The 24,765-nt window shown below is 35.9% G+C and carries 32 protein-coding genes and 1 other annotated feature; of the genes, 28 read left to right on the forward strand and 4 right to left on the reverse strand.

The features are described 5' to 3' along the window. Positions 1–31 precede the first annotated feature (31 nt). The 11 genes from CBF35_RS05115 (at position 32) to rplL (ending at position 11,634) form a co-directional block, all read left to right on the forward strand. The gene (locus CBF35_RS05115) at positions 32–4,105 is read left to right on the forward strand and encodes a MucBP domain-containing protein (RefSeq protein ID WP_126778895.1); all 4,074 of its coding nucleotides are present in this window, start codon (positions 32–34) and stop codon (positions 4,103–4,105) included. 34 nt (positions 4,106–4,139) lie between these two features. After that, positions 4,140–4,484: an LPXTG cell wall anchor domain-containing protein gene (locus tag CBF35_RS05120; protein ID WP_170174715.1), complete on the forward strand. Its 345-nt coding sequence runs from the start codon at positions 4,140–4,142 to the stop codon at positions 4,482–4,484. Between the two features lies 1 nt (position 4,485). Further along, positions 4,486–5,265, forward strand: coding sequence for a WxL domain-containing protein (locus tag CBF35_RS05125; RefSeq protein ID WP_126778897.1), 780 nt, complete (start codon positions 4,486–4,488; stop codon positions 5,263–5,265). A 47-nt stretch (positions 5,266–5,312) separates the two neighbouring features. After that, entirely contained in the window at positions 5,313–6,083 is a 771-nt protein-coding gene (locus tag CBF35_RS05130; RefSeq protein WP_126778898.1) for a WxL domain-containing protein, read from the forward strand. A 61-nt stretch (positions 6,084–6,144) separates the two neighbouring features. Continuing rightward, a complete protein-coding gene (locus CBF35_RS05135) occupies positions 6,145–7,011 on the forward strand; it encodes a WxL domain-containing protein (protein ID WP_126778899.1) in 867 nt (288 codons plus the stop codon). Positions 7,012–7,156: 145 nt separating this feature from the next. Next, positions 7,157–8,242: a WxLIP family cell surface protein gene (locus CBF35_RS05140; RefSeq protein ID WP_126778900.1), complete on the forward strand. Its 1,086-nt coding sequence runs from the start codon at positions 7,157–7,159 to the stop codon at positions 8,240–8,242. Then, positions 8,242–8,802, forward strand: a complete 561-nt coding sequence (locus CBF35_RS05145) for a hypothetical protein (RefSeq protein ID WP_126778901.1) — start codon at positions 8,242–8,244, stop codon at positions 8,800–8,802. The genes CBF35_RS05140 and CBF35_RS05145 overlap by 1 nt, the downstream gene beginning before the upstream one ends. Before the next feature lie 436 nt (positions 8,803–9,238). Further along, positions 9,239–9,661 (forward strand): 50S ribosomal protein L11, encoded by a 423-nt coding sequence (gene rplK, locus CBF35_RS05150; RefSeq protein ID WP_126778902.1) that lies wholly within the window; start codon positions 9,239–9,241, stop codon positions 9,659–9,661. Positions 9,662–9,788: 127 nt separating this feature from the next. Beyond that, complete coding sequence (gene rplA, locus CBF35_RS05155; protein ID WP_126778903.1) at positions 9,789–10,478, forward strand: 50S ribosomal protein L1; 690 nt, start codon at positions 9,789–9,791, stop codon at positions 10,476–10,478. A gap of 53 nt (positions 10,479–10,531) precedes the next feature. Then, positions 10,532–10,656: a sequence feature (ribosomal protein L10 leader region), on the forward strand. A gap of 40 nt (positions 10,657–10,696) precedes the next feature. Continuing rightward, positions 10,697–11,197, forward strand: a complete 501-nt coding sequence (rplJ, locus tag CBF35_RS05160) for a 50S ribosomal protein L10 (protein WP_126778904.1) — start codon at positions 10,697–10,699, stop codon at positions 11,195–11,197. Between the two features lie 71 nt (positions 11,198–11,268). Beyond that, positions 11,269–11,634, forward strand: coding sequence for a 50S ribosomal protein L7/L12 (gene rplL, locus CBF35_RS05165; RefSeq protein ID WP_126778905.1), 366 nt, complete (start codon positions 11,269–11,271; stop codon positions 11,632–11,634). A 91-nt stretch (positions 11,635–11,725) separates the two neighbouring features. Here the strand turns inward: rplL and CBF35_RS05170 are convergent, their stop codons facing one another. From CBF35_RS05170 to CBF35_RS05180, 3 genes are all read right to left on the reverse strand, one after another. Then, positions 11,726–12,865 carry a site-specific integrase gene (locus CBF35_RS05170; RefSeq protein WP_126778906.1) on the reverse strand — a complete coding sequence of 380 codons (1,140 nt, stop codon included), beginning with the start codon at positions 12,863–12,865 and terminating at the stop codon, positions 11,726–11,728. A 131-nt stretch (positions 12,866–12,996) separates the two neighbouring features. Then, positions 12,997–13,431, reverse strand: a complete 435-nt coding sequence (locus tag CBF35_RS05175) for a hypothetical protein (RefSeq protein ID WP_244922566.1) — start codon at positions 13,429–13,431, stop codon at positions 12,997–12,999. A gap of 20 nt (positions 13,432–13,451) precedes the next feature. Next, positions 13,452–14,168 carry a S24 family peptidase gene (locus CBF35_RS05180; protein WP_126778907.1) on the reverse strand — a complete coding sequence of 239 codons (717 nt, stop codon included), beginning with the start codon at positions 14,166–14,168 and terminating at the stop codon, positions 13,452–13,454. 197 nt (positions 14,169–14,365) lie between these two features. On the opposite strand from CBF35_RS05180, the gene CBF35_RS05185 reads away from it, so the two are divergent. The 8 genes from CBF35_RS05185 (at position 14,366) to CBF35_RS05220 (ending at position 20,040) form a co-directional block, all read left to right on the forward strand. After that, the gene (locus CBF35_RS05185; RefSeq protein ID WP_425330181.1) at positions 14,366–14,572 is read left to right on the forward strand and encodes an XRE family transcriptional regulator; all 207 of its coding nucleotides are present in this window, start codon (positions 14,366–14,368) and stop codon (positions 14,570–14,572) included. 2 nt (positions 14,573–14,574) lie between these two features. Then, positions 14,575–15,354: a phage antirepressor KilAC domain-containing protein gene (locus CBF35_RS05190; RefSeq protein ID WP_126778909.1), complete on the forward strand. Its 780-nt coding sequence runs from the start codon at positions 14,575–14,577 to the stop codon at positions 15,352–15,354. Between the two features lie 12 nt (positions 15,355–15,366). Next, the gene (locus tag CBF35_RS05195) at positions 15,367–15,657 is read left to right on the forward strand and encodes a hypothetical protein (RefSeq protein WP_126778910.1); all 291 of its coding nucleotides are present in this window, start codon (positions 15,367–15,369) and stop codon (positions 15,655–15,657) included. Positions 15,658–15,815: 158 nt separating this feature from the next. Then, the gene (locus tag CBF35_RS05200; protein WP_126778911.1) at positions 15,816–15,995 is read left to right on the forward strand and encodes a hypothetical protein; all 180 of its coding nucleotides are present in this window, start codon (positions 15,816–15,818) and stop codon (positions 15,993–15,995) included. A 337-nt stretch (positions 15,996–16,332) separates the two neighbouring features. Further along, entirely contained in the window at positions 16,333–17,184 is an 852-nt protein-coding gene (locus tag CBF35_RS05205) for a tyrosine-type recombinase/integrase (protein ID WP_126778912.1), read from the forward strand. A 24-nt stretch (positions 17,185–17,208) separates the two neighbouring features. Beyond that, a complete protein-coding gene (locus tag CBF35_RS05210; RefSeq protein WP_126778913.1) occupies positions 17,209–18,156 on the forward strand; it encodes a phage replisome organizer N-terminal domain-containing protein in 948 nt (315 codons plus the stop codon). A gap of 188 nt (positions 18,157–18,344) precedes the next feature. Beyond that, on the forward strand, positions 18,345–19,157 hold the full coding sequence (locus CBF35_RS05215; protein ID WP_126778914.1) for a tyrosine-type recombinase/integrase: 813 nt from the start codon (positions 18,345–18,347) through the stop codon (positions 19,155–19,157). Between the two features lie 148 nt (positions 19,158–19,305). Then, positions 19,306–20,040, forward strand: a complete 735-nt coding sequence (locus tag CBF35_RS05220; RefSeq protein WP_126778915.1) for a hypothetical protein — start codon at positions 19,306–19,308, stop codon at positions 20,038–20,040. 156 nt (positions 20,041–20,196) lie between these two features. On the opposite strand, the gene CBF35_RS05225 is transcribed toward CBF35_RS05220, so the two are convergent. Next, a complete protein-coding gene (locus CBF35_RS05225; RefSeq protein ID WP_126778916.1) occupies positions 20,197–20,826 on the reverse strand; it encodes a hypothetical protein in 630 nt (209 codons plus the stop codon). Positions 20,827–20,959: 133 nt separating this feature from the next. Between CBF35_RS05225 and CBF35_RS05230 the strand changes: the two genes are divergently transcribed. From CBF35_RS05230 to CBF35_RS05265, 9 genes are all read left to right on the forward strand, one after another. Beyond that, positions 20,960–21,301 carry a hypothetical protein gene (locus tag CBF35_RS05230; protein WP_126778917.1) on the forward strand — a complete coding sequence of 114 codons (342 nt, stop codon included), beginning with the start codon at positions 20,960–20,962 and terminating at the stop codon, positions 21,299–21,301. Between the two features lie 32 nt (positions 21,302–21,333). Beyond that, complete coding sequence (locus CBF35_RS05235; protein WP_126778918.1) at positions 21,334–21,588, forward strand: hypothetical protein; 255 nt, start codon at positions 21,334–21,336, stop codon at positions 21,586–21,588. A 23-nt stretch (positions 21,589–21,611) separates the two neighbouring features. After that, positions 21,612–21,788 (forward strand): hypothetical protein, encoded by a 177-nt coding sequence (locus CBF35_RS14850; RefSeq protein ID WP_170174716.1) that lies wholly within the window; start codon positions 21,612–21,614, stop codon positions 21,786–21,788. 105 nt (positions 21,789–21,893) lie between these two features. After that, complete coding sequence (locus CBF35_RS05240) at positions 21,894–22,652, forward strand: DNA-methyltransferase (protein WP_126778919.1); 759 nt, start codon at positions 21,894–21,896, stop codon at positions 22,650–22,652. A 9-nt stretch (positions 22,653–22,661) separates the two neighbouring features. Beyond that, a complete protein-coding gene (locus tag CBF35_RS05245; RefSeq protein WP_126778920.1) occupies positions 22,662–23,018 on the forward strand; it encodes an HAD hydrolase family protein in 357 nt (118 codons plus the stop codon). A gap of 396 nt (positions 23,019–23,414) precedes the next feature. Beyond that, the gene (locus CBF35_RS05250) at positions 23,415–23,621 is read left to right on the forward strand and encodes a hypothetical protein (RefSeq protein ID WP_126778921.1); all 207 of its coding nucleotides are present in this window, start codon (positions 23,415–23,417) and stop codon (positions 23,619–23,621) included. Positions 23,622–23,658: 37 nt separating this feature from the next. After that, positions 23,659–23,892 (forward strand): hypothetical protein, encoded by a 234-nt coding sequence (locus CBF35_RS05255; protein WP_126778922.1) that lies wholly within the window; start codon positions 23,659–23,661, stop codon positions 23,890–23,892. 68 nt (positions 23,893–23,960) lie between these two features. Further along, positions 23,961–24,368, forward strand: a complete 408-nt coding sequence (locus CBF35_RS05260) for a hypothetical protein (RefSeq protein ID WP_126778923.1) — start codon at positions 23,961–23,963, stop codon at positions 24,366–24,368. Next, positions 24,369–24,629 carry a hypothetical protein gene (locus CBF35_RS05265; RefSeq protein WP_126778924.1) on the forward strand — a complete coding sequence of 87 codons (261 nt, stop codon included), beginning with the start codon at positions 24,369–24,371 and terminating at the stop codon, positions 24,627–24,629. Positions 24,630–24,765 lie beyond the last annotated feature (136 nt).

Consider the following 24,765-nt stretch of genomic DNA (forward strand, 5'->3'; position numbering starts at 1 on the left):
TGCAATAATTTTTGTTTAGAAAGGAGCTAAAATGAAAAAAATCACATTTAAAAAAGCGCTAGTTGCTTTAATGGTCTGTACAAATCTGTTATCGCCAGTGACATCAATCGCAGCGACAACGATTGATTCAAGTCAGACTATGAATTCTATAGAAGAAACAATGGAGTCAAGCAATGTGCCAGAAAATAGTGACAGTCAAGTCGAAACGAATGTGCCGGCTAATAGCGAGTCAAGTGAACAACAAATAGATAATTTATCATTAACATTCGCTGGAACGACATTTTATAAAGACAAAGACTTCGAAATTAAGATTAAAGGGGTAGCGTTTAAACAAACATTTGTGCTGAGAGCACCAAATAAATTGGCTATTCAAGAAGATGAGACTTTAAAAAGAAATCAAGGAAGCATAAAAGCGTTGAGTAAAACGGAAAAAGACGGTATGACAGAGTGGGAATTTCAATTACTAAAATCAGAAGTTGATTTATCTGTAATTGCTCAAGTTAATGACGTAGGAGTTCTCGATGTTGAAATTGAATCGAATAATTCAAGCGCTATTGATGACATCTTGATTGTCAATCGGCCGCAAATTAGTTTGCCTAATTTCCCTGAATTAAAACCCTCAACAGACGATGAAACACGTCTCTTTGATTATAAGTTACTTGACGAAAAGGGCGATCGGGATGGTTTCAAGAAGCAATCAATCAATACGCCGGTTAAAATACCTTTTGCAAGACAAGATGAGAAAGATACACGAGATTATTACATGTATTTCGGGTCAGTCAAAAAATTTGACAAAACAAAAAACTTCGTATCAAGAAAGAATGTTGATCCGGAGTATCCACCATCGGATCCAACAAACGATAAAACTGGTTCCACTGTCGGATTAAAAATTAATGGAGATTTGATTCCGGTGACTTCGCCACAAGTTATCGCAGTGCCAAACGATCAAAATGGATCTGTTATTTCGTATTCATTTGCACAAGAACTTGGAGGATACGGTGGCCGTGCGACATTCGATTTAGCAAGTGTAAATAGCAATATGGAAATTTTAAGTGGTGTTCAACAAGGTGGGGCTGGTAGTGACCCACGAATAGGATCCCACATAGAAGAATTGTACACTGACGAGAAGAACGGTAAAATTATGGCTTACGGTAAACTAGAGGGCTACGGTTATGAGCAGGGCATGAATGAAACAGTCTATTATGTTCGTGTCTTAGGGGCACCGGTAAACAACTCTACGGGTCGTATCCGTTACAGCATGAAATATTATAATGCAACTCCTAATTCTTTAGACGTTGTGCCAAGTTTTGGGGTACATATGGATATCCAAGGGTTGCACGACAAAAGTTTAATGTACTCACTTGGGGATCGTAAAGGTATTTACTTTAAAGAAGATGGCGAGAAGGGGAGAGCTGTTGGTGATGGGTTGCCTTATTATGTGTTCTTTTATCGAGACGGTTATGGCAATGGGGCTAATCCACCAGCGAAGTATAAAGGTAACGATGATGCTGAGTACACGTTAAAAGGTAATTTCCGTGAAGAGACTAGCTTGAATATCAGCGAAGAAAAAGACCCTGGAAAAGATAATACGTACCCTTACTACAGCCATCCAGGTTGGATTTATCTTTGGAATAAAAAGACAATCCCTTCAAAAGGCATCGATCAAATTGATATGGATATTTCCGTTGGGACAGTTGGTCCCGATAAAATTCCAGTCACTGTTAATTATCTCAATGAAGATGGCGATGCTATTTCTGCAGAGAAATCCTACATTATTGACGAAGGAAAATCCTACAGTGAGAAACCTAAAAAAATTAATGGTTTTGAATATGATCGAGTTGAAGGTAGTAAAGAAAGTGGTATCGTCAAAGAGGGCGATGTCATTGAAATTAATTACTTCTATACGAGTGAACAGTTTGAATTAAGTCAAGAAGTTACCCATTTAGATGGCACTACTGCTGATGCAGGCAATGTTAAAACAGGTGAAGAGCTGATTTACACAGTTAACTTAACATCAAATATTAAAAGTGAACTATTAACACCACTTTATAATAAATTTGAAATTAAAAATGTTTTAGATGAAAATCTAGAAGATGTTAAAGATGTTACTTTAGTTAATAGTAGTGGTAAGAATGTAGGGACAGCTAAGTATGATACAGGGTCTAAAGCAGTGGTTGGTAGTCTTAAGTTACTAGACAATGTTAAGTCAAGTGAAAGTCTAGTCTTGTCTTATCACGCCACAGTCAAAAATGATGCGCCTGGCGGTAGTAAAATTAAAGAACAAGCCACTGCAGGTGGAACGTATTCGGGGATTCCTGAAATTCCTGCCCGTGAGCAAACATCCAACGAAGTTGAGTCGACAGTTGTTAATAGTGCCAGTGTGCTTGTGAAATATGTCAATGAAGACGGCGTGGAAATTCACGAACGCAAAGCATACGAACTAGCTGAAGATGGCAAGTACGATGAAAAAGAAATTGACATTGATGGCTTTGTCTTTGATCATGCGGAAGGAGCAACTTCTGGAACTGCCCAAGCTGGTGAAGTGGTTGAAATTATTTTCCACTATAAGAGTGAGCAATTTGAAATCATTCAGAAGGTCTCTCGCTTAGATGGCAGCTCGGCTGACATTGTCAAAAATGAAGAAGAACTAATTTATACAGTCGAACTTAACTCTAAGTTGAAAGAAGGAACGATTTTATACAACGACTTTACAATTGTTGAAGAAATTGACCTATCTTTAGAAGACATTAAAGAGGTTACTTTCGTTGATAGTAAAGGTAAAACTGTGGGAACTGCTGCGTATGATAGTGGCACGAATACAGTAACAGCCACTTTAAGTGCAGCGGACGCTGTTCCAAGCACAGAAAGTCTAGTCTTAAGTTACCATGGGAAAGTCAAAGCTGATGCCCCAGAAGGCACAATCATTAAGGAGCAAGCAACAGCAGGAGGGTCCTATGTCGGAACCCCAGAAATTCCTGCTCGAGAGCAAGTTTCTAATGAAGTTGAGTCGAAAATTATGAATTCAGCGACAGTGTTAGTGAAATATGTCAATGAAGACGGAGTTGAGATTTCAGAAAGTAAATCTTATGAACTAGATGAAGATGGCAACTATGAAGAACATGAAATTGAAATTGATGGTTTTATCTTCGATCATGCAGAAGGAACTACTTCTGGAACGGCTCAACCGGGAGAGAACGTTATTATTATCTTCCATTATAAGAGCAATCAATTTGAAATTACTCAAGAAGTTTCTCGTCTTGATGGAAGTTCGGCAAACGCTGTGAAAAATGAAGAAGAGCTCATTTATACAGTCAAAGTTACGTCTAAACTTCAAACTGAGACAAGTCTTTACAATGAATTCGTAATTAATGAACCAATTGATCCTTCACTAGAGAACATCAAAGATGTGACCTTAGTTGATGGGGCGGGACAACCTGTTGGTAAAGCAACTTTTGATAGTGCTAAACAAGCAGTTGTCGCAACATTGGCTGCAGCGGATAAAGTAAAAGGGACTGAAAACTTAGTCTTAAGTTATCACGCCACAGTCAAAAAAGAAACAGCCGCACCACAAGGGACAGAAATTAAAGAGCAAGCCACGGCGGGCGGTTCTTATGTCGGAACACCAGAAATCCCTGCGAGAGAACAAACCTCAAATGAAGTGATTTCAGTCATTATTGGTGGGGAACTGATTTTTGAGTCAGCGCCAGACACTCTAGACTTCGGACAAGATTTAAAAATCTCTTTACGTGAAGAAACGTATCCTGTAATCACGAAAGATAATCCGTTAACCGTGATTGATACACGGGGTAAAGGTGAAGTGTGGTCAATGACAGCTAAAATGACAAAACTAATGGTCAATGGTGAGCATACATTGGCAGAGTCAATGCACTATATCATGAACGGTAAAAGCCAATTAATGACATTGGAAACATCAGCAAATGTCTATGATAAAGTTACGGATTCTGATGACGCCGTAGTGATTTCAGATGAATGGCTTGAAACGACAGAAGGTCCAGTTCTTAAAGTTGGTAAAAACGAAGCTCAACTTGGTAATTATCAAGGTATTATTCAATGGACGTTGCAAGATGTTCCGTTGAGTGAATAATAAGATGAAAAACCAGAGAAAGGAGCTGAGACATATGAAAAAAAGATTAGTGGTTAGTCTGTTTTATTTTCTGAGTTTGCTGCTTGTTGGTGGCTTGTTAGTCACCGCTCACGCGGAGGAAACTGATTATGAGAAAGAGTATGACAGTAATGGCGCAGTTGGCTTTTACGGAAAGTACGTTTTCCCTTCAGAAAAACCTGATGAGGAGACCCCTCATCCAGGTATTGTTAAACCGGAACCAAAACCAAAGCCAGGTATAACTCTGCCACAAACAGGGGAAATGGCGACATTTTCCTTGTCGGCAGGTGGTTTGCTAGTTGTTACAGCAGCTAGCATTATATATGTAGTAAAAAAAAAGAGAGTAGAAGAGGAGAATTAACATGAAAATGAAAACATTAAGTGCCTTATTATTAAGTACATTAGTATTAAGCAACGTCGCAGTATCAGCTGCAGAAGGTGAAGAAACAAGAGTATACGGTTCAAACGGAGTTGTTGAATTTATCGCTAACGATGAGCCAACTGACCCAGTAGATCCAGAAAATCCAGATCCATCAAATCCAGTAGAGCCAATTGATCCAACGGATCCAGAAGGACCAAACCCAGGAACTGATGGCCCTCTAAGTATCGATTACGCTTCAAGCCTACACTTTGGTGTTAATAAAATTACCAATGCAGATCAAACTTACTATGCAGATGCGCAAGAGTTTAACGGCGAATTAGCTGGTAGCTCTCGTGGTAACTACGTTCAAATCTCTGATCACCGTGGAACAGTTGCTGGTTGGACATTAACAGTTGCTCAAACAGGTGGTCAATTTGAAAGTAAAACAGCGAAACAATTTAAAGTCTTAACAGGCTCACTAATTACATTTGCAGATGCTAAACCAGATTCAAATGCTAAAGATGCACCAGCACCAACAGCTGTTGAATCATTTGAATTAGATTCAGAAGGTGCCTCAAGCTTAGTAATGTCTGCTAAAGACGGCCAAGGAGCTGGTACATGGGTTGATTACTTTGGTGAATCAGAAGTGATGACAATTAATGGTCAAGAAGTTAACAAAAACAAAGCTGTAACATTAGATGTTCCAGGATCAACACCAAAAGAAGCAACAGTTTACAAAACATCATTAACTTGGACATTAACAGACGCACCAGGTCAATAATAAAAAAGAGATAATAAAAAAACAACACAATTAGAGGAGAAAAAGACATGAAAAAAACAGTATTAAGTACACTTTTAGTTAGCACAATTATTTTAGGTTCATCAGTAGCAATGGCTGCTACAGAAGGCGCAACACCTGGTAACCCAGCAAAACGTATCACTGACGGTTTAGTATCATTTATCGAAAATGATGAGCCAACAAATCCAGTAGATCCGACAGATCCAGGAACACCAGTAGATCCGATCGATCCGATTGATCCAGAAAACCCAATTGAGCCAGGAACAAAAGGTCCTCTAAGTTTAGATTACGCGTCATCATTTAACTTTGGTGAGCACAAAATCACTTCACAAGATGAAACTTATTTCGCAGCGCACCAAGTAGTAAAAATTGGTGAAGTATTGAAAGATGTACCATTGTACGCTCAAGTAACTGACGGACGTGGCGAATACACTGGTTGGTCTTTAGGTGTTAAACAAAATGGTCAATTTAAAACTGAAAAAGGCGATATTTTAGAAGGTGCCCAAATCAAGTTCTTAAACGCTGAAGCAGTAAATGAAGAAGGCGGAAATGCGGTTGCTCCATCTAAAGTGTCTGGAACTGTTGATATCGTTGCAGACGGTACGACAACTCACGACTTAATGGAAGCAAAAGTAGATGAAGGTCAAGGAACATGGGTTTACCGTATGGGAGATTTAACAACTATGGACGAAAGTGTTGCCCTTGAAGTTCCAGGTGCCACAACTAAGAAAAAAGCTGAATACAAAACAACATTAACATGGATTTTAAATGCAACACCAACGATTGAAGAAGGCGAATAATTAATTCGACTAAAGAGTCAAAGAAAACAACTAAAAACAGATACATAGAGGAGAAAAAAACATGAAAAATATGAAATTTGCTGCTTTAAGCACATTATTAGTAAGTACAGTTCTTTTAGGGTCATCAGTTGCTTTTGCAGCGAAAGATGGTGCGACAGCAGATAACCCAGCAACACGCGACACAAAAGCTGTTGTAACATTCTTAGAAAATACTGACCCAGTAGATCCAGTAGATCCAATTGATCCAGAAATTCCAGTAGATCCGATTGATCCAGTAGACCCAGAAGTGCCAGTAGAGCCCGGAACAGGTGGCCCGTTAAGTTTAGATTACGCGTCATCACTAAACTTTGGTAAACACAAAATCAGCACTAAAAACGAAGTATATTACGCTAACTCACAAAAAGTAACAGACAAAGAAACAGGTGCTACAACTGAAAAACCATTATACGCACAATTAACAGATAAGCGTGCTAAAAATGATTTAATGGGTTGGACATTATCAGTTACACAAAATGGTCAATTTAAAACAGCTGCAGGCGACATTTTAACAGGTGCTGAAATTGCTTTTGCCCAAGCAGAAGCAGTAACTGTAGCTGGTAACGAAAAGAACGCTCCAAGTGAAGTAATTTCAGATCAAAAATTAACTCCAGGAACTGATCACAAATTAATGTTTGCTGCTAAAGGCGAAGGTTCAGGAACTTGGGTTTACCGTTTAGGAAATGAAAGCTCAATTAAAATGAAAACAGAAGAAACTGTTAATGAAGCTGGCGAAGTTGTCTCAACAGAAGTTTCTAAAGATGAAGCTGTTACATTATCTGTCCCTGGTTCAACGACAAAAGTTAAAGATGAGGTTTATCAAACAACATTAACTTGGAAATTGTCAACCGTTGCTAGCGACGATGAAGGCGAAGAGCCTGGCGGCAAATAAGCCCCCAACTAAGTAAGTGAATTGAACAAGTCTCAGAAGTAACATTGATCCGTTTAAAGTCAATGTTACTTCTGTTATTAATTAATGAAATAAAGAGATGGAACGGGATTAGAGAAAATCCGCTGTTAAGAAAGGAACTATTATAATGAAAAAATATTGCAAAATGATAATAACAAGTTTAGTGATGTTAATGTTAATGTTAATGTTAGTTGGAGGGCAGGCTTTAGCTTCAGAATTGAATTTTGGAGTCGTACCAACAATTCCTGATTTTCAAGTAGACAAAGAAAAAACGTATTTTGATATTAAAGTCAATAAAGGTGATGAGCAAGAGCTAGAAGTTACTTTGAAAAACCACACTAAAAAAGCTGTGGTTGTCCAAACAACGTTTAATCGTGCAACGACTAACGTTAATGGGATTGTCGAGTATGGCATTGGCAAGTTCAAAGAAGATTCAACGTTGATTCATAACATAGAAGACATTGTGACTATCGATAAACCAGAAGTCAAACTCGAACCGAATGTTGATCAAGTAGTTAAATTTAAGATTAACGCACCAAAAGAAGAGTTTCCAGGGATTTTAGCTTCAGGAATTACTTTTAAAGAAAAATCTGTCGATGAAGAAACTGAAAAAGGTCAAGGGATGGCCATCAAAAATGAGTATGCGTATGTTATCGCCCTAGTGATGCACGGTAATGTAGAACAAAAAGACATTCCTTCTGATTTGTTATTAAATAAAGTAGAAGCTGGGCAAGTGAATGTTCGTAACGTAATTTTTGCTAATTTGCAAAATCCCAAATCTAAATATTTAAACAAACTAGCAATTGATGCAAAAATCTACAAAAAAAATTCTGATAAAGTCGTTTATTCAAATGAGAAAGAGCAGTTGCAAATGGCTCCAAATTCAAACTTTGACTACCCGATACACTTAGAAGGTAAAAAGTTAGAAGCAGGTAAGTATACGCTTAAATTACATGCCACATCAAAAGATGATAAGTGGGATTTAGAAAAAGACTTTACGATTACTAAAGAAGAAGCTAAAAAGTATAATAAGCAAGATGTTACTATTAAAGAAGACTATACTTGGTGGTATGTTGCTGGCGGAATTATCGCATTATTATTATTACAGTTAATTATTTTCTTAATTATGAAGAAACGTAAAAAAGACAAAGAAAAGAAAAAAGACAAAGAAAAGAAAAAAGATAAAGAAAAGAAAAAAGTTAGGAAAGACTAATGGTGGCCAATGAGCTCCAATGTTTAAAGGATCAATACGCTGATAAGTGGCTTGATTTAAAACATTTAAAAGACTCATTACAAGCTGAAACTGAGGAAGGAATCGATCAACTATTAACAATCCAGACGTTATTGGAATTATATCTGACTTACTCAGCAGCAACGTATAAATTATTATTTGATAACGAAGGGACTCAAGGTTTTATTCCGGTGTTTAGAGCAACCTTTGAAAGTTTCTTAAATGTTAAATACTTCTTGTGGAATGACGGAATTTCCAAAGAAAAAAAAGCCAAAGCTTATCGGTTTTGTGAAGCCAAAAACTTTTTAAATACAACAGACTACCTATACTATAGTGGGAAAAATCAGTTGACTGATAAGTTAGAATCAAATCTTTTAGGTGAGTCCTTAAAAAAAATTGAGGAAGAACGAGTCAGACGGTTAGTCTATTTAGAAGAGCGCCGTGGCAGCTCAGAAGCCGTTGAATTTAAGCGTCTAGGTGATTGGCAGCAAAGCAAACGTAAAATTTCCTGGTATACGTTGTTACCGGAAATTTTAGTTTAAAAGAGTTAAGCAAATATGTAGGCATGTCAGAATTCTATCAGTATTTCTACACATATCTATCAATTACGTCTCACGGGGTAGGGCTTTTTAAAAGTGAGACAGAGACAGTTGGAGAGGTCGTCCAATTAGGGATCCTGAGATACTTGGATTATTTTATGGGGCATGTTTTAGCAGGCTTAAGGGCTTAAGTAATCATATAATAGAAAAAGGTCTGGCTTAGCTAGGCCTTTTTCTATTAGTTAAGGTAAGGGCTTTTTGGTGAAAAAATTCATTTTTAATCATTGAAATGAATGGAAAAGCCTTGAAAAACATAACTAAAAGATGTATAATAAACAAATGCGCAAACGTGCGCTGTTTTTTGGTTAGCCCAAAAAACGTGGGAGGAGAAATCTTAATCTCCACATAACCACATCACGGACTTAAGGAGGTATGTCTCGTGGCAAAAAAAGTAGAAAAATTAGTTAAATTGCAAATACCTGCAGGAAAAGCAACTCCAGCACCGCCAGTAGGACCTGCATTAGGACAAGCCGGTATTAACATCATGGGATTCACTAAAGAATTCAATGCTCGTACAGCTGATCAAGCTGGATTAATCATTCCAGTAGTAATCTCAGTATACGAAGACCGTTCGTTCACATTCGTAACAAAAACACCACCAGCAGCAGTTCTTTTAAAGAAAGCAGCTAACGTGGATAAAGGTTCAGGCGAACCAAACAAAAATAAAGTTGCCAACGTAACTAGCGATCAAGTTAGAGAAATTGCAACACTTAAATTAGAAGACCTAAACGCAACTGACGTTGAAGCAGCAATGCGCATGGTTGAAGGTACTGCACGAAGCATGGGGATTACAGTAGGATAAATCTTTAAACTGATTTATTAGTTAATACCTGTAACCACCGGAAGTAGCTTCTCAGTCGTTTCATATTTAAAGATATGAATTACGTGGGAGGTTCTACCGTTATAACCACATTCAAGGAGGAAACAAAATGGCTAAAAAAGGCAAAAAAATGCAAGATGCATTAAAAAAAGTTGATACAACAAAAGTATACGCAGTAGCTGACGCTGTTGCATTAGCGAAAGATACAAACATTGCGAAATTTGACGCAACTGTTGAAGTAGCTTACCGTTTAAGCGTTGACCCTAAGAAAGCTGACCAACAAATTCGTGGAGCAGTTGTACTGCCAAACGGAACTGGTAAAACTCAAACTGTTTTAGTATTCGCGAAAGGCGAAAAAGCAAAAGAAGCATTAGCTGCTGGCGCTGACTTCGTTGGCGATGCTGACATGGTTGAGAAGATCCAAAAAGGTTGGTTTGAGTTTGACGTAGTAGTAGCAACTCCAGACATGATGGCTGAAGTTGGTAAACTAGGACGTGTTTTAGGACCTAAAGGCTTAATGCCAAACCCTAAAACAGGAACTGTTACTATGGACGTAACTAAAGCTGTTAACGAAGTTAAAGCCGGTAAAGTGACTTACCGTGTTGATAAAGCTGGAAACATTCATGTTCCAATTGGTAAAGTATCATTTGATGATGCTAAACTAATCGAAAACTTCCAAACTATCCACGATGTAATGCTTAAAGCTAAACCAGCTGCAACTAAAGGTACTTACATTAAAAACTTAGTAGTAACTACAACTTTTGGCCCTGGTGTTAAAGTTGACGTTGCATCTATCTAAATTTTAAAAAGATTCTTGACCTAGTAGCTTTGCTATGATAAAGTTATTAGGTTAAGATATTTATATCTGTACCGAAGACAGTAGGAGGGCTTGCCCTTAATAACCTACCGAGGACGCTTATTGAGTAATCAATGGTCCCTCTATGTCACCGGTGGCATGGAGTTATTTGCTTTTAAACAAATCATTCCACCATCAACAAACCAGGAGGTGAAAATTAAATGAGCGAATTAGCAATCACTAAAAAAGCCCAAGCAGTTGAAGAAGTAGCAGCTAAATTTTCAGCAGCAACATCTGTCGTAGTCGTTGACTACCGTGGATTAACTGTTGAACAAGTAACTGAATTACGTAAAGAATTGCGTGCGGCTAACGTAGAGATGAAAGTCATCAAAAACTCAATTCTATCTCGTGCCGCTGTTAAAGCTGGCTTAGAAGGTATGGAAGACGTTTTTGTTGGACCAACAGCTATTGCATTCAGTAACGATGACGTTATTGCACCAGCTAAAATTATGAACGAATTTGCTGCTAAAGCAGAAGCGTTAGAAATTAAAGGTGGTGTCATTGAAGGTAAAGTATCTTCAGTAGACGAAATCGTATCACTAGCAAAACTTCCAAACCGCGAAGGTATGCTATCTATGTTACTATCTGTATTACAAGCTCCTGTCCGCAACGTGGCTTACGCCATCAATGCAGTGGTAGAAGCAAAAGACGAAGTTGCTTAATTGCAGCCTAAGCTTTTAGCAAGATAATTTTCACAAAAAAATAATAAAACATATAATGGAGGAATTTCAAAATGTCATTAAACATTGAACAAATCGTAGCCGATTTAAAAGAATCTAGTATCTTAGAATTAAACGACTTAGTAAAAGCAATTGAAGAAGAATTTGGTGTATCTGCTGCTGCTCCTGTAGCTGCTGCTGGTGCTGGTGTTGCCGCTGCTGAAGAACAAACTGAATTCACTGTAGAATTAACTGCAGCTGGAGACCAAAAAGTTAAAGTTATCAAAGCAGTTCGTGAAGCAACTGGTCTTGGCTTAAAAGAAGCTAAAGCTGTTGTAGATGGCGCTCCTGGTGCTGTTAAAGAAGGCGTATCTAAAGAAGAAGCTGAAGCATTAAAAGCTACTTTAGAAGAAGTTGGCGCTACTATTACATTAAAATAGTTTTCAGATTATTTAAGAGACTGAAACCCTTGATACATAAGGGTTTTGGTCTTTTTTTATTTCTTTGACCATACTTTTGACCATACTATTTTTAAAAGTTGACAAAGTTTGCAAACTTTTCAGCAGATAATTCTTTCTGTTTTTCAGTGACATGAGTATAGATATTCATCGTTGTATGGATATCAGAATGGCCTAAACGATCTTGTACGTCTTTAATAGAAAGTCCTGCTTCAAACAATATACTGCAGTGAGTATGTCTAAATCCATGGATTGTTATGTCATTCATACCTGATTTCTTGCATATCCTTGTAAGTACCGTATTTAATCTGTTTAGACTTAAATAATTATTATTTTCAGATGGAAAGATAATTTGATGGATTGAATTAGCATTAGTGCCATGTTGTAAAAGGTAACTTTTTTGCAATTGTCGCCAGTCTCTAAGTATTTTTACCGTGACGTTATCTAAAGAAATTACTCTGTCTGAAGAACTAGTTTTGGGCGGATTGGTTTTAAGCTGATTGTTTGCATCACTAACTAAAGTCTTAGAAATTTTTAAAGTTTTGTTGAAGAAATCTATGTCTGTCCACTCCAAAGCAAGCAATTCTCCTTTTCTGATTCCAGTAAATGCAAGTAATCTAAATGCTGGCAAGCTAATTACGAAGCTGTCCTTTTTACAAAGTTCTAAGAAATCTTTTAATTCATACTTATCAAAGTACTTAATTTTATTTTTTTTAGGTGAAGCATTACCTTTTGAAAAATTGACCTGGTCCATCGGGTTTGTAGAAATTATATTTAACTGTTTAGCGTAGTTAAAGACTTGTGAAGTATAAGATTTTAAAGCCCGGTGAGTTGCATATTTGTTTTTCCAAGAGTTCGCAACTTCTTGACAATATGCAACATTATAGGAGTCGATTTGTTTGTTGGAAAACGCAAGCAAAATATGTTTGTCAAATAAGTAATTAACAGTAATGAATGTACTTTCTCTGACAGTTTCTTTATATTGTAGCAGCCACATATCCTTAACTTCTGCAAAACTGTATTTCTTTTCTGTTGTTAATGTTCCATCTTTAGCAGATAGTTCAAGTCTAGAAAGTGCTATTTTTGCCTCTTTCTTAGTTCTGAAACCTCTACGAGTGGTGTACTTTCTCTTTCTGGTTACAGGATCAATTCCTAAATATGCTTTAAAATACCACCATTTACTTCCATCCTTTTTGTTATATTGCCTTATCATATACTCGTTCTCCTTCCTCTTCAAATAAAGTATGTCATGCAAAAGCTATTTTCGTGACATATATGTAGCAAAAAGTAGCCTAGTGATAGGTGTGATTTATGTTAAGCGTTGTAAATATAGAAGCACTGATGTTAGTCGTTAAGAGGGACGTCAATTATTTTGCTGGTATCATAATTAGAATACAAATATAGTACTTTATAATGCTCATCATCAGTTTTACTATAAAGAAATGTTAATTTATATACTTTGTCCTGATATGTAAATTCGGTGATCCCGTTAATAACATTTTTATAGACTTCACCTGTTTCAGAATTTACCTCGTCTGGACTACCATAAACTTTTAAAATATCAGGATTCGTATTCAGTTTTAAATTGTCAATTTGATAAAGTTCTTTTATATGTTTTTCGGCAAGAGTTATAAATTCGCCTTTACTATCTTTTTCAATAGTGAAGGTGTTTCTAGTCTTGTCATCTTTTTTTTTGTCTCGGCTATTTGATTTATCGCTACATGCTGATGTTACTAAGCAAAAACTCAACAAAATAGCTACTAGTAATTTTTTCTTCACAAGATCACCCCTACTCATTTTCATAAAACCACTCTACCGTATACACTAATTTCATTACTACCGTTTGCGATAATATCTTCATATAGCCTGTTTAAAGACACTAGTCGTAATTTATCTCCTTCAACATACATCTTTTTGATAAACGCCTCACCGTCTATTAGAACAACCCCAATTTGACCGTTGCGCACATCTTCATCTTTAACCACAAAAACTATTTCCCCATCTTGGAACATAGGTTCCATCGAATCCCCTTGGACTCTAAATGCTGTATCGTATTTATTCGGAATGAAACCGTTATATGATATTCGTTCGGTGTGATTGGCATCTAAGTCTACAACGCCTGTACCTGCTGAAACGCTTGATTGAATATCAACGTCACGATATTCTCTTAGATCAATGATGTTGTTTTCTTGGTCATTCAATTCTTTTTTTGCCATTTCGTAAACTTTCTTTTTTCTCTCTGTTTCAAGTCTTTTTATAATGTCGTTTAGATTGTCAATAATAGTTTGATCTTCATCATATATCATGATATTTTCTCTATCCAATTTAAGAAAATCTTTTGGGTCCATGTTCAAACCTTCGGCAATTTTTATAACGTTCTCAACTTTCGAATTTAATACACCACGTTCTAAGATAGAGCGAACTGTAGTGTACGGTAGTTCAATTTCTTCCGAGAAATATTTAATATTTCCAAATCTATTTTCAATTAATTCTTTAATGCCTTTTTCAACTGTCATCTTATTATACCTCCCTGAACTTTAATCACATCATACCATACGAAAAATCGTATATCAATACATATTTGTAAATGAATACGAATTTTAGTGTTGACTAGTTACGAATTTTCGTATATAGTAATGTCATAGGAAAGAAAAACAAGCGCAACAACACGACAGGATACGAAAATTCGTATCTAATGTAAAGGAGGAAGATCATGTTAAATATAGACGAAGTAAGAAGACAAAAAAAAGTAACGCTAGTTGATATGGGGGACTTGTTAGGTGTTAAGTATCAAACTATTTCAGAAAAGATTGACGGTAAGTCAGATTTCAAGTTTGGCGAAGCGTTAATAATACAAGAAAATTTTTTTCCAGAGTATGAGCTTAAGTTTTTATTCTCAAAAAAAAAACAGGAGGCGTAACTATGAAACTACAAGTAATCAACGAACAAGAATTACTCGGTCAAGATTTTAAAGTTTATGGCGATTTAGAAAATCCGTTGTTTTTAGCTAAAGATGTTGCGAGATGGATTGATTACGATATTTCAAACGTTTCTAAAATGGTTAAAAACGTAGATGACGACGAGAAGGTAATCACTCGTACTAATAATACGAGCGCGACATTCCTGACGGAAGACGGACTATACGAAGTTTTAATGCAATCCCGAAAACCGATTGCTAAGAAGTTTAAAAAAGCTGTAAAACAAATTTTAAAGGATATCCGCAAACACGGTATGTATGCAAAAGATGAATTGCTAGAAAATCCAGATTTGTTGATTGAAGTCGCTACTAAGTATAAAGAAGAACGGAACAAACGGATTGAATTAGAGCAAGAGAAAGTATTACTTGAGAGTACTATTGCTGAGTACGAGCCTAAAATAAGCTATCTAGACATGATACTTAATTCAGAAGATACAGTTACGGTCACACAAATAGCTCAGGATTATGGTATGACGGCTAACCAGTTCAACAAGATTTTAGTTGAGTTGAAGGTTCAGTGGAAAGTAAACGGTCAATGGGTTCTAACTAGAATTTACAAAGGTCAAGGGTATGTTAAATCAAAAACAGCTGAAGTCCCTCGGAAGAATGGTAGCTTAAAAATAGTAATGAATACACGCTGGACACAAAAAGGTCGGGTTATGTTGTATGAGTTGCTAAAAGCAGAAGGTTATTATCCAGAATTTGATCTAAAAGAAATCGCATAGGAGGAATAAACAATGCAAATAACAATACCGGATAATGTTATTGAAAAGGAACTTGCAGAAAAGTTAGTTTTTATAGTATTAAAAGAAGTTGATTCAAGGCTGAAACTGCTAAATCAGACAGTTGAACTTCCGCCGTATCCCAATAAATCACAAGTGAAAGAGGTCTTAGGGATTGGTGATGATAAGTTAAGCGATTGGTTAGCCAGAGGTCTTAAGTGTCAAATATGGAGTAAGCAAGATATTCGCATCGAAAGAGGGGAACTGCAAGAGTTCTTAAAAAAAATGGAAGTAAAAGAGGTTTAGGAGGCGTTATCACATCGAGCAGCGGGCTAAAGAAATGTTAATAAAGTTTATTGCATTAACTGGCGGCAGATCATATTCAGAAGTAAATCAAATGATGGGCCATTTGCCAACTAAAAGTATTGAAAAAATGGCTTTTGTAATGAAAGGGGTGAAATCACATGAAATACAAGGTTAGACGATTTATTTTTCTAGTAATAATTTTGTCACTAGGTGCGTACTTGGGTAGCAAAGACCTGAGCATTACATTAGCAGGGATTGGCGGTGTCTTAGTTGGGTACCTAGCCAAAGCTGAAGACAATCAATACGAGCGCACAAAGGAGCATAGAGCCTATGAATAGAGAGGAACTATTAGTTAAGGGAGAACACCAAGCGAAATGTTGGTGGTACCTAGGCGGCAAACAAAAAGTTTTTAAAGCACAAAAAAAGACCAACCAGGACGGCAATCCTCGTTAGTCATAAATAAACATTTGTATAAACATCTAAATAAAAGATACCACGAAACGAGCAAAAAGGCAATCTGTGAAACATTTTAGGGGTCAAAAGTATTATTTTACTGAAAGACAGTTAAAGCGTTGATACATATAGCTTATAAGCGTTAGTAGTTACTTGTGATTATATAGACTAAAGGCAACTAAACGCAAGTGTTTTAGTGGGATATTAGAGGAGGATGTTTGCATGTTATTGAAGGTAGAAGAATACAAAACATATTTAAAAGATGGTGAAAAAGCAGATAACACAATTAGAGATTATGTAACGACTTTAAAACAGTTAGAAGATTATCTTAATTTTCATCAGATAACGGAAATAACGAAAACGGTTATGACTGACTACAAGGAATATCTCACGATGCTAGAATTTCAAAAAGGTGACACGAAGAAAAATTATGAAATTAGTTCGATTAATCAAACAATCACCAAATTAAATGTGTATTTTAACTGGATATACAACGTTGATGATGGCGGGAAAAATCCTTTGAGTTTAAAACAGCATAACACTCAAATTAAAGCTCACAGGAAGTCTATAGATGACACGGACTATAAGAGGATGTTAAAGAATGCTCATTCCAGAGAGACTTACCAATTCATGCTTGTAATCGCTAATACAGGTATGAGGATTACTGAGGTTCTTAAACTTAAAGTTTCTGATCTGGATAAAAAAATTATTAGAATAAGCAATAAAGGAAAATTTAAAACAGTGTCATTACCATTATGGTTGAGGCGGGAGTTAAAGAAATATGTAATTGATGCCCTCTGGGGTAATGAAGACAGCTTTATTTTTCCTAAGTCCAAAACAAGTTATAGAAATTACATTAAAAAAACTGCTGGTAAAGCAAAAGTGAACTCGGAGAAAGCTTATCCACATTCATTTAGACACTATTTTGCTAAACAATATATTCTCAAGCACAACGGGAATATATCAGATTTACAGCAATTGTTAGGCCATTCAAATATTCAAACGACTGCAATCTATACACATTTAAGTGTAGAAGAACTCGCAGCCATTCAGCGTAAAGTCAAGAATATCTAAATTGTTTTAAGGAGGTAAAAATAATTGTCTGATAATAAAAAATACTATTATCTTAAATTAAAAGATAATTTTTTTGAAGATGAAGCAATGATTATATTGGAAGGTATGCAAGACGGATATAAATACTCCAATATATTGCTGAAAATGTATCTAAGAAGCTTGAAGAACGAAGGGAAGTTAATGTTCAATGATGTAATCCCTTATACACCGTCTGTTTTGTCACAAATAGTCAGGCATAGCGTAGGCGATGTAGAAAAAGCAATTGAAATGTTTCAGAGTTTAGGTTTAATCGAAAAATTAGATAGTGGTGCGATTTATATCACTAACATTCAAAATTTTATTGGTAAATCATCAAGTGAAGCAGATCGGAAAAGAGAGTACAGAGCGAGAATCGATTCGGAAAAACACCTAGAAATCAACGATTCAAACAGTGGAGGACAAACGTCCGGACAAACGTCAGACAAAACTCCACCAGAGTTAGAGATAGAGATAGAGTTAGAGAGAGAGTTAAAGAAAGATAAAGATGATATAACCTCTGTCGAGGAATCTTCGTCAAAATGGTTGGCTATGGAACTTTATCAACAAAATTTCGGTTTCCCAAACATGGTTGTACAAGAAGATATGAAGGCATTGACCAAAGAGGTTACTGATGAAGTACTTGCTCATGCTATTAGAGAAACTGCTAAAAGAGAAATTCGAGGTTCAGGAGTATGGGCCTATGTTGAAAAAATTGTAGCTAATTGGAAGAGATTAAATCTGAAAACAGTGGAAGCTATTACTGATTACCAGGAGCGTTGGGAACGTGAACAAGCAGATAGAATAAAAAAACCAAGTAAAGGCAGGCATGCTAGAAAAGAAACCGTTCCTGAGTTATTTAATCAAGAAGTAATAGAAACACCAGTGTCAGCAGCCGAAGAGGAAGAATTCAGAAAAATGCTAGCTGATTCACGGAAAAAGGTCAGTGATGAATAAGTATTTTGTTACAGACGAGGAAGGGGACTCATATTATTTTCATTCATTTATTGAAATAGCCAAATTCTTGGGTGTTAATAAATCAGTTGTGATCCATGCTTTTAATACTGGGAAGCTAATTCAAAGTTATGCGATAGACGAATTAATTTAGTTAATACTTTGCGAATAAACTATTAGGAGTGAAGAAAATGATTAATTTAAACGATTATAAAAACTACTTACTAAGAAAAGAATCTGCTGACAGCACAATTAAGGGATATTTAGGCGATTTGAAGCAGCTCAACGAGTTTGCAAAGGTAAATCATCATGAAGCTCTTAGTTTTGAGCTGATGAGGGATTATAAACGTTACATGATTAGCGTGATGAATTATAAGACAAGCACAATCAATCATAAAATTATTGTTTTTAGTACATTCTTTAATTATTTGGAAAAAGTTAATACAAGTATCAGAGCAAGTGATTACAAGGTAAAACGAGTAAACGTTCAAAATAGCAATGGGCGAGAGTACCTAGTTGAAGATGAATACAATTCACTGTTAATGGTTTGTCATCATCCTGAAACTAGAATGCTCATGAAGTTAATCGCTCGAACTGGGCTTCGTATAAGCGAAGCGCTGGCCTTGACTAAGGAATCCATAAGTCCTATAGAAATTTTAATCACCAACAAGGGAAAAACTAGAGTAATTGGCATGTCTGATGATTTGAAAGATGAGTTAAGAGAATTTTTCATTCAGAGGGGCGAAACGGAACGGATGTTCAGTTTTTCTCAAACAACATACAGAAATCACATGAAAAAAGCAGCTAGAGTTTGTGAGGTTAAGGAAGATAAAGTGTATCCTCACGCGTTTAGGCATTACTTTGCAAAGTCGTTCCTCAAAAATTCAAAAGACGAGAGAGCATTGAGCATGCTCCAGGCTATTTTGGGGCATAGTGATATAAAAACAACAATGTTATACCTCCAATTTAATAATTCAGAATTAGCTGAAATTATGATGGTATAACATTTGAATATGTAGAGTAATAACAACCGATTATAAAACGATTTAAGACGTTTTAAACATTAAATATATGAATGGTCGAGTTAGATGTTAAAACTAGTCTATCAAGAGTAAAAGTAGGTATAAAACGAAAATAGGAGGTAAGAAGAAAATGACAATTGAAAAAAATATTGAAAAAACAGTAAGTGAATTTCTAAAAGGTGGCAATATTGAGGTAAAGGTTGAAGAAAAATTAGGTGAAGCAATTGATAAAGCGCTAAACGATTTATTTGGATATGGTGGCGATTTAAAAAAATTATTAGAAAACCAAATCAACGCTGCAATAGTGCCAGCTATAGAACGTCATGATTTCTCTGAATATGTAACCAAGCTTGAGCCTGTACTAATTAAGATTCTTCAGGAAACTACTTTTGAAAACAATAAAGTACTTGAAAACTTCAAAGGTTTAGCTATTGCTGATGTTCCAAAAGATATTAAAATCTCTGAAATTTTTGCGGAGTGGTGTAAATACGTTGCGAAAGAAGTTAATACAGATGGTTTGGAAGTGGAATATGACGATGAACCCCGTTATGAGTATGTTGCTTGTAGGTTTGAATCAGTGCTTGAGGACGGTCGATCATGGTCAAATTTCGAACACGGGATTGTTAGATTCGAATGTGAGAAGGACGAGAGCTTGAATGTGGAGTTTAACATATCTAAATATCGTGGTGATAATTGGGACATAAATCTAAACAGAGTTGATAATCTTTCATCGTTACAAGTGCTTAATGATTTTGATGTGTACATGATGAATTTAAGTAACAAGAGAACAAAGTTGATTTTGGATTGTGAGTATGAGGAAGAAGAAGTATTACCAGATGCTGAACCAGAGGCTAGTTTTAGTTAAATAACTTGCTATTAGATTTAGTAATCGAAAGGAGGAATAAATTTTGTCAAAAGACAAGGAATGTATGATTTGTGGGGAAAAAGCAACTCTTGAACTTGAGAACAACCAGAATATCTGTGAGACATGCGCTCAAGTTCAAGGAGAGTTAAGTAAAGACTAAACTTGGTTCCAAATATGCAATAAAAATTCAGCATCAGTTTCTAACTCAAGAACATCTTCTGATACTATCGGACCTGACTCAATGAGCTTACCATTTTGAAAGTTAAGTACAGCATACTTCGCAGACTGATCAGCAGTAAAATCTTTTTCAGATAATTGCATCAGAGTAAGTGTGGACTTGATATTTCTTTTATCGATTTTATTGACAGCATTTCTTTTTTTGTAATAATTTTTAACATAATATTTTTGGCCGTCTACAATTAAACCAAGTTCTGGTGAGGTGTTTATATGTAATTCACCTCTTAACGACCAAAAAGATTTTCCTACTTGGAAATATTCTACATTATGTTTATTTACAAATCGAATGTAAGTGTTGATTGCTTGACGATAATTCACTAATTTCTTTTCATCCACCTGATTCAAATCTACCAAGTATCTTAAGTTTTCGATAGGTAAACCATGTTCGTGAATTCTTTTTATTTCGTCACGTAAAGCTTTCCAGTAGTCAAACGCTGGATGATAGTCAGTTGCGTTCTTGATATCTTTTCGGACGTATGCGATTTTAGCGCCAGTATTGATTTTTGTTGAAAAAGTGGTGAATTGCGTTAGAGATACGTTTACGCTCATTGTTTCACCTCGCTTTCTTATTTTGTTCAGCGGACCACTCGCTGACACGTTAAGTATATCAAAACGAGGTGTAAACAGACAGATACATCACTATTAGGTTTAATAATAACAATTAAAGAAAAGAGGAATAGAAATGATAGAAAATGCAATTGTTACTAGTTCATTTTTAGGTCGAGAAGACCACGGAATATTGACTTTTTACTTAACATTAAAAGGTAAAGGTTGGGGAGTGAGTGTAGGCGGCTATGCCTTAGATGAATACTCTCAAGAATTAAAAGTACGTGTACCTGTGCAGAAGGGGTTTCAAGCGATTGCTGAAATACTGAAAGTTATTGGTGTAGACAGTTGGGAAAAGATACCAGGAACAAGCATTAGGTGCGAAACTACAGGGCTTGGCGGGACAGTATTTAAAATCGGTAATTTAATTGAAGATAATTGGATTGACTTTAAATCATTTTTTGCAACTTGTGATTAGCTATTGAAATAACAACTAGGAGGAAAGATTAAATGAAATTAAGAGTTTGGAACGCTGTGAATATTGGTTCAGGAGTAGTGCATAAGTTTGATGTTTCTTCGCCTGACGAAGCAATAGCAGTAATAAATGCATTAGCAAAATATCAAAGAACTTTGCCTGATAACGTGTTATCAAGTAACACGTTCGGGTTACAAGAGTTTGATCAAGAAGAAAACGAGTGGCTGGAATGGTATTCCAAAGACGGAATGAACATTGACGAATATGAAGATAGCCTAGCTATTACTTAAAATAATCGAAAGGCGGTATCGAAATGAAATTATATGTTGTGGCAATAACAAGTGGGCCACACATGATGGCTGAAGACAACAATAAAATTTACAAAAGGAAAAGCGCTGCAATCAAAAGATGTGAGGAGTTAAATAGCGACTTGCAAAACAAACCGTACAAAGTCTTAGTTGCTGACAATTGGCACGAAGAAATGAATTAGTGATTACCTAGAAAAATCACAAGAAAGGAGCCGTTTTATGGCTAAAAAGAAAAATTTAAATAGACCACCAAAGACTAAAGAAACATTCACGGTTGTGGTTAAACGATGAGTGTTAAATTTGAACTTTACAACGATCATTTCCAAAATTATAAACGATATAACATACCTAAAGCTCAGCTTGTAATTGCTGATATCCCCTACAACTTGGGAAAAAATGCCTACGCTTCTAGTTTAGAGTGGTATGTAGACGGCGATAATCAAAAAGGCGAATCTAGCAAGGCTAATAAGGCATTTTTTGATACAGACGAAAACTTTAAGGTGCCAGAGTTCATGCACTTTTGCTCAAAAATGTTAGTCAAGGAACCTAAAGAAACTGGCAAGGCACCAGCAATGATTGTATTTTGTGCCTTTCAACAGTTACAAATGGTGATTGACCAAGCGAAAAAGTATGGTTTTAACGGCCATATCCCTATCGTGTTTATTAAAAAGAGTTCGGCGCAAGTATTAAAAGCAAATATGAAAGTTGTCGGGGCCACAGAGTACGCTTTGATTCTATATCGAGATAAATTACCTAAGTTTAATAATAATGGTCGCATGATTAAAAATTGGTTTAACTGGGAGGTTGATAACAGCTATCCAAAGATCCATCCGACTCAAAAGCCTATTCCAATTTTAAAGGAATTGATTGAAATTTTTACAGACCCGGGGGACGTTGTGATTGATCCTTGTGCTGGCAGCGGTTCAACAATTAGAGCAGCAGTAGAGCTAAATAGAAACGGCTTTGGTTTTGAAATAAAAAAAGATACGTTTAAGTTAGCTAATGATGAAATGTTGTCAAACATACCGCTAACACTAATGTTATGAGGTGAGCAAATGAAAACAATAGCAATTGATTTTGACAACACTATCACCAATTCAAATGATTACCCTCAAATTGGCAAATTAAGAACCAATGCGCGGCTAACAATTAATAAAATTATCGAATCTGGCCATGAAGTCATAATCTGGTCATGTCGTGAAGCTTCGGAGATAGAGCGGTATTTGTATGAGCAAGGTATTAAATTTACGACGATCAATGAGAACACGCCTCACTTAATTAAAAAGTGGGGCAACGATCCAAGGAAAGTTGGTGCAGATTATTTTATCGATGATAAAAATCTAATGTGTCCCTTAGTTAACTGGCTACATATTTACGGCGAGCTGGCTATGAGAGGGATAATTAAAGATTAGTTGTGATTATTTACGATAGTAAGAGGCGAAACATCAGCAGTAAACAGATTGCCATGATGATAATGAGAGTAACGGATATGGCAGAAAAACGCCCTTCCTTTTTTACTGTAAATACCATTGCGGGAGCTAAAAAACATATTAATAGAAATAGTATGAAAATCAAGAGAACACCTCCAAAAGGTTTTTCTTAAGAGTAACAAAATAAACATAAAAGTCCAATAAAATGAACGATTATCATGGATAATAAAAAGGCTCCTTACCGATTACTCAGTAAGAAGCTGGGTTTGTAGGTCACCATGGACATAGCGACCTTCAAATTGAATTATATTACATTTTTAATTAAATAACAAATGAAAAGTAATTATTATCTTGGGTAATCGAAAGGGGAAATGAGTAATGAGTTTAAAAGTAGCTAAGAAGCCGAGTATCAAGTGGAAGAAAGAATACGACCAGTTATTCAGAAAGTATCGTAAAGCTGTTGAGGCTGCTAATAACAATAGTAATTCGCTAACCAAAATGCGAAAAGACCGTGATAAATATAAACATGCCTATGATCAATTGTTAAAAGATGTTTCCGGGTATGTTAATTCGATACCTGAATAATTGAGCGATTATAACATGTAGTCGAAAGGAGGACAAAATGGGTACTTATAGTTATAAAATCATTGCAATGTTAACCGATGGCCAAGAAGTATCATTCAACTTAGAGAGCAACGAAGAAATAGAAGAAGTGACCGAATTTTATAGAAAGCAATTAGCTGAGGGAGCTTTATCTGTGGTTGGATCAAGTGAATGTTTCGTATTTCCCACTGACAAAATTATAAACTTGGCGATAAGAAATATAAATAGTTGTCGGCGAAGATGGGGATGTTAAAGCTGTCACTGAATTTATTAATAAATACGTTGGTAGCGATTATACGGAAGAATAGAAAGGTAGCGCCTATGACAAAGATTATATTTGAAACTGAAGAAGAGTATCAAGTGTTTATGAATAGAATAAATGGCGTATTCACTCCTGAACGAAGTAAAGAGTTAGAACAAACTAAATTGAGAGTATCAAAGGCAATGAAAGAACTCCAAGGCAATGAAAGATTAGGAGTAGAGACTGAGCTGATTGTTTTTGATGAAATGTATCAGTGGTATCCATTCCAGACAGAAGCACTAAGAATGGCTATAAAAGCAATGAGCAGATGTGGTTTGGAAGCTGCATCTCATGCTTGGCGCTTAACATCATTCGAGAGATTAACAAGTGACGAGAAAAAGAAGGGAAACAAACGAAATGGGACTTTTGATAGACAACAAGCTTTTGGAAATATCAAGAATTTAAAGAAACAGAAGGGGGAAATTTAGTTGAGTAAGTATCAACGATCAGGTATGAAAATTGAAGTCCATGTTCCAAATGAGCTAATTCAATTCCTAAAAAGCAATGCACCTTATGATAATCGAGATTTAGAAAACTTCTTTGAGTTTGATTTAAGAAGAAACGAATTAGCAGTTGAAACAAACTATGCAACTCACGCATGGGCCAACGCGCATAAAGGTCATATTGCAGAAATCATTGAAAGGTTGCAGCTAAATAGTGAGCCTTTAGTTAAACCGAAAGAACGATAAAAATAGTATTTAAAACAGGCAAAAGTATTATTTTTTAAAACAGCACTCAAAGCATTGAGCCAGTAAGCGTTCAAGAGTTTAAAGATACTTGTGATTATGCAAGGTAAACAACAGTAATAGCAACACATAGAAAGTG

The organism is Vagococcus salmoninarum, assembly GCF_003987495.1.
GTDB lineage: Bacteria > Bacillota > Bacilli > Lactobacillales > Vagococcaceae > Vagococcus_D > Vagococcus_D salmoninarum.

Coding starts and splice junctions, on each gene's coding strand:
- CBF35_RS05115 (WP_126778895.1), top strand. CDS start 32: ATGAAAAAAATCACATTTAAAAAAGCGCTAGTTGCTTTAATGGTCTGT.
- CBF35_RS05120 (WP_170174715.1), top strand. CDS start 4,140: ATGAAAAAAAGATTAGTGGTTAGTCTGTTTTATTTTCTGAGTTTGCTG.
- CBF35_RS05125 (WP_126778897.1), top strand. CDS start 4,486: ATGAAAATGAAAACATTAAGTGCCTTATTATTAAGTACATTAGTATTA.
- CBF35_RS05130 (WP_126778898.1), top strand. CDS start 5,313: ATGAAAAAAACAGTATTAAGTACACTTTTAGTTAGCACAATTATTTTA.
- CBF35_RS05135 (WP_126778899.1), top strand. CDS start 6,145: ATGAAAAATATGAAATTTGCTGCTTTAAGCACATTATTAGTAAGTACA.
- CBF35_RS05140 (WP_126778900.1), top strand. CDS start 7,157: ATGAAAAAATATTGCAAAATGATAATAACAAGTTTAGTGATGTTAATG.
- CBF35_RS05145 (WP_126778901.1), top strand. CDS start 8,242: ATGGTGGCCAATGAGCTCCAATGTTTAAAGGATCAATACGCTGATAAG.
- rplA (WP_126778903.1), top strand. CDS start 9,789: ATGGCTAAAAAAGGCAAAAAAATGCAAGATGCATTAAAAAAAGTTGAT.
- rplJ (WP_126778904.1), top strand. CDS start 10,697: ATGAGCGAATTAGCAATCACTAAAAAAGCCCAAGCAGTTGAAGAAGTA.
- rplL (WP_126778905.1), top strand. CDS start 11,269: ATGTCATTAAACATTGAACAAATCGTAGCCGATTTAAAAGAATCTAGT.
- CBF35_RS05170 (WP_126778906.1), bottom strand. CDS start 12,865: ATGATAAGGCAATATAACAAAAAGGATGGAAGTAAATGGTGGTATTTT.
- CBF35_RS05180 (WP_126778907.1), bottom strand. CDS start 14,168: ATGACAGTTGAAAAAGGCATTAAAGAATTAATTGAAAATAGATTTGGA.
- CBF35_RS05185 (WP_425330181.1), top strand. CDS start 14,366: ATGTTAAATATAGACGAAGTAAGAAGACAAAAAAAAGTAACGCTAGTT.
- CBF35_RS05190 (WP_126778909.1), top strand. CDS start 14,575: ATGAAACTACAAGTAATCAACGAACAAGAATTACTCGGTCAAGATTTT.
- CBF35_RS05195 (WP_126778910.1), top strand. CDS start 15,367: ATGCAAATAACAATACCGGATAATGTTATTGAAAAGGAACTTGCAGAA.
- CBF35_RS05200 (WP_126778911.1), top strand. CDS start 15,816: ATGAAATACAAGGTTAGACGATTTATTTTTCTAGTAATAATTTTGTCA.
- CBF35_RS05205 (WP_126778912.1), top strand. CDS start 16,333: ATGTTATTGAAGGTAGAAGAATACAAAACATATTTAAAAGATGGTGAA.
- CBF35_RS05215 (WP_126778914.1), top strand. CDS start 18,345: ATGATTAATTTAAACGATTATAAAAACTACTTACTAAGAAAAGAATCT.
- CBF35_RS05220 (WP_126778915.1), top strand. CDS start 19,306: ATGACAATTGAAAAAAATATTGAAAAAACAGTAAGTGAATTTCTAAAA.
- CBF35_RS05225 (WP_126778916.1), bottom strand. CDS start 20,826: ATGAGCGTAAACGTATCTCTAACGCAATTCACCACTTTTTCAACAAAA.
- CBF35_RS05230 (WP_126778917.1), top strand. CDS start 20,960: ATGATAGAAAATGCAATTGTTACTAGTTCATTTTTAGGTCGAGAAGAC.
- CBF35_RS05235 (WP_126778918.1), top strand. CDS start 21,334: ATGAAATTAAGAGTTTGGAACGCTGTGAATATTGGTTCAGGAGTAGTG.
- CBF35_RS14850 (WP_170174716.1), top strand. CDS start 21,612: ATGAAATTATATGTTGTGGCAATAACAAGTGGGCCACACATGATGGCT.
- CBF35_RS05240 (WP_126778919.1), top strand. CDS start 21,894: ATGAGTGTTAAATTTGAACTTTACAACGATCATTTCCAAAATTATAAA.
- CBF35_RS05245 (WP_126778920.1), top strand. CDS start 22,662: ATGAAAACAATAGCAATTGATTTTGACAACACTATCACCAATTCAAAT.
- CBF35_RS05250 (WP_126778921.1), top strand. CDS start 23,415: ATGAGTTTAAAAGTAGCTAAGAAGCCGAGTATCAAGTGGAAGAAAGAA.
- CBF35_RS05255 (WP_126778922.1), top strand. CDS start 23,659: ATGGGTACTTATAGTTATAAAATCATTGCAATGTTAACCGATGGCCAA.
- CBF35_RS05260 (WP_126778923.1), top strand. CDS start 23,961: ATGACAAAGATTATATTTGAAACTGAAGAAGAGTATCAAGTGTTTATG.